We start from the raw sequence: 3431 nt of genomic DNA, 5'->3' as shown, positions 1-3431 counted from the left end.
CGCGGACTCCGGTCCGGCCATGGGCGGCACGGGCCCTGAAGGCTCGTCGGCGGGCTTGCTGGAGGACGGCATCCGGCTGCTGCGGTAGCAGCCGAAGCCATGCTCCCCGCCATCAGCAATGACGGCGGACAAGGCTGTACCGCTTACATTTCATGGCAGGGGGCTGGGCCGATGCAAGCTCCGATCTCCGCCGCTTTCAAACTTTGCCGTTATGGGGTCTGAATATGGCTTCTTCAGCCGATGGCTGCTGCGAGGGCCGAATTCCCGCGTCTTCAAGCGATGACCGCAGCAGCAGCATCGCTGCGGCCGGGATAATATCGGTCCACCGGAGCCGGCCTGCCGAACAGGTAGCCCTGGAACAGCTGATAGCCCTGCAGCTTCAGCCAATCGAAATCCTCCTGCTGCTCGATTCCCTCCGCAAGCGGGACCGCTCCGACCCGCAAGGCCGCTTCCAGAAAGGACAGCGCGGAGCGCTGCTTGTCCGCGTCCCGCGCGACGCCCTGCACATGCTGCATGTCCAGCTTCATGTAATGGGGACTCAGCTCCGCCAGCAGCTCTTCGGTGCTGTATCCCGCCCCCGTATCGTCCAGCGCGCACCGGAATCCCCGCTCGCGGTAGTAGGCCATAATCCGCTTCAAATGCTCCGTATCCTCGACCTTGTCCGTCTCGACCACCTCGAAGACGAGCAAGGAAGGATCCGCTCCAAGCTTCGCGGCGAGATTCACGGTCGTCCGAAGGCAATATTCGGGAGCATAGATGGCCGTCGGGACAAAATTGATGAAGGCCCTGGTCTTCAAAGGAGCCGCATGTCTGACCGCAGCCATGCGGCAAGCCTTGTCCAGCGCGTACAGGCGCCCCCGCTCCCGGGCCGCCTGGAACATTTCGCCCGGGTAGATCAAGGTTCCGTCCTCCCGGATGAATCTCGCCAGGAACTCATAGGCGTACAGCTCCCCGTTCCCGTTGACGATCGGCTGGATATGGCAGCTGATCCGCTCTTCGCGGATCAGGTCGTCGACCCACTTCGTGCCGGCGATCGAGCCGGCTTCGGCCAGCGATCTCCACCCTCCCCCGGCAGCAATGCGGAAGGCGATCGCCTCCGTATCGGCATGGTCCCGGCAAAAATCAAGCATGCCCGGCAAATCCGCTTCCGATATCCTCAGTATATTGTCCTCGAAAACCGCGTCCTTTCCTTGATTGCGCAGTTGATCCGCCGCTTCGCGGACCGCGAGCAGACTTTCCTCGCCTCCGCAGCGAAGCTCGATTCCCAATGGTTCCATCCTGCAGCTTGAGCATTCCACCCTTACCCGCTCCTAATCCTATAATCCAGCCTCGGCCAAGAGGCCAGTCCACCCCAATGATTTTCATTTCGATAAGCATAGTCTTTTTCCAAATAGAACCGAAAAGAGAATGGCAACTTTTTCTATACCCGTTTCTCTCATTGTTGAAACACCGAAGAATTTTTTTCCCTTCCTACAAAAAAGCTTACCAACCATGTGCATTTTGCCGTTATATACAAAAAAGGAAACCGGCTTGCCGCCGTCCGCCGATTGTCTAAGGAGATTAACCGCCGATGCCTATCCTTCACAGCTCCTATAACATGCCGCTTGCTGCCCTATCCATCCTGATCGCCGTGATTTCATCGTTCACGGTTCTTGATCTTGCCATATTGATCGACAAGGCCAGAAAGCGCACGCGCTACATCTGGACCCTCTCCGGAGCCGTCGCGATGGGGCTCGGCATCTGGTCGATGCATTTCGTCGCCATGCTGGCCATGCATCTGCCCGTCCGGGTCACCTACCATCCGATGCTGGTCCTGGTATCCATCGTACCGGCGATATTCGCCTCCGGCCTTGCCTTGCTCACCGTCAGCGGCTCGTCTCTTCCTATGCTGCGCTCATGCTCGGGCGCCGTGCTGATGGGCGCCGGAATCGTTTCCATGCATTATACCGGCATGAAGGCCTTAGTCGTAGAGGCGCATGTGACCTACAACACCCCTCTGGTAGCGGCATCATGCGCCATCGCCGTCCTGGCTTCCCTCGCCGCCCTCCATCTGATCTTCGCCATCAAGCAGCGCTCCGGCACTTCCGGCGTCTGGAAATTCAAGTCCGCCGGAGCGGTCTTGATGGGCCTGGCTGTCGCCGGCATGCACTATACGGGCATGGCTGCCGCTTCCTTCCACCATATAGGCGGAGCCCCAGCCGGCCACGACTCCTCGCTGGACAACACGCTGCTCGCCTATGCGATTTTCATCGGCATGCTCGTCATCCTGGGCCTCGTCTTCATCAGCACCTATTTGAACCGGCGCTTCGAATCCCAGTCGTTGGAGTCCGAACGCAAATTCAAATCCGTCATCGAATCGGCCAGCGACGCCATCATCCTCGCCGACAGCCGGACGATCATCCAGTCCTGGAACAAGGGAGCCCAGCGCATCTTCGGCTACTCCGAAGCCGAGGCGGCCGGCAAGCCGCTGGAGATGATCATTCCGGACCGCCTGCGCGACGAGCACCGCAAGGAGATCGAGCCCTATGCTTCCCCGCTTGCTCCCGACGGGTCCGGAAGCGTCCTGGAGCTGTCCGGGCTGGGCAAGGACGGAGTGGAGTTCCCGATCGAAATGTCCCTGGCATCATGGACCGAAGACGGAGAGAAGTACTTCAGCAGCATTATCCGGGACATCACCGAGCGGAAAAAAGCCGAACAGAAAATCAATCAGATGGTGTATCTAGACGCTCTCACCGGATTGCCCAATCGCCTGCTGCTCGGAGACCGGCTCAAGCAATCGCTTGAATTCGCCAAGGAGACCGCCCAGCAGGTCGGCATCCTGTTCATCGACCTGGACCGGTTCAAGTATGTCAACGACACGCTCGGCCACTCCACGGGCGATCTGCTGCTCATCCAGGTATCGAAGCGGCTGCGGGACTGCATCGACAGCGGCGACACCGTATCGCGCCTGGGAGGCGACGAATTCATCATCCTGCTGCCGGGCACGACCTCCGACGAGATCAGCCGCAAAGCCCTCCTCATCGTCAAAAGCTTCGCCAAGCCGATCCTGATCTCCGGGAACGAAATGTTCGTCACTCCTTCCATCGGAATCAGCGTGTACCCCGGCGACGGCCAGACGCAGGAGACGCTCATCCAGAACGCCGATACGGCCATGTACCGCGTCAAGGAGCAGGGCAAGAACCACTTCCAGTTCTACACGCCCGAAATGAACGAAGCGGTCACCCGCAGGATGAAGCTGGAGCACGGCCTGCGCAAAGGTCTCCAGAGAGGCGAGTTCAAGGTCCACTATCAGCCTCAGGTCGACATCATGTCCGGCATGATCGTCGGTCTCGAGGCGCTCGTCCGCTGGCAGCATCCGCAGTGGGGCCTTATTTCGCCGGCCGACTTCATTCCGCTGGCCGAGGAAACAGGCCTCATCATCCCATTGGGGA

Annotated in this window: 2 protein-coding genes; one reads left to right on the top strand and one right to left on the bottom strand. The window is 59.7% G+C overall.

Features of this window, described 5'->3' with window-relative positions; all coding sequences use genetic code 11:
* Window positions 1-272: 272 nt before the first annotated feature.
* Entirely contained in the window at window positions 273-1277 is a 1005-nt protein-coding gene (locus BN871_RS19500; protein WP_127508734.1) for an EAL domain-containing protein, read from the bottom strand.
* 293 nt (window positions 1278-1570) lie between these two features.
* On the opposite strand from BN871_RS19500, the gene BN871_RS19495 reads away from it, so the two are divergent.
* A partial coding sequence (locus BN871_RS19495; protein WP_048748431.1) for a bifunctional diguanylate cyclase/phosphodiesterase occupies window positions 1571-3431 on the top strand: 1861 nt, incomplete at its 3' end.

It is taken from the genome of Paenibacillus sp. P22 (assembly GCF_000469945.2).
GTDB lineage: Bacteria > Bacillota > Bacilli > Paenibacillales > Paenibacillaceae > Paenibacillus_O > Paenibacillus_O humicus.
Note: the sequence above shows the minus strand (reverse complement) of the source record. Positions and strands in the feature narration are given on the sequence as shown.

What these genes read in the sequence shown, in the direction of transcription:
- BN871_RS19500 (WP_127508734.1), bottom strand. Translation starts at nt 1,277, where the DNA reads ATGGAACCATTGGGAATCGAGCTTCGCTGCGGAGGCGAGGAAAGTCTG.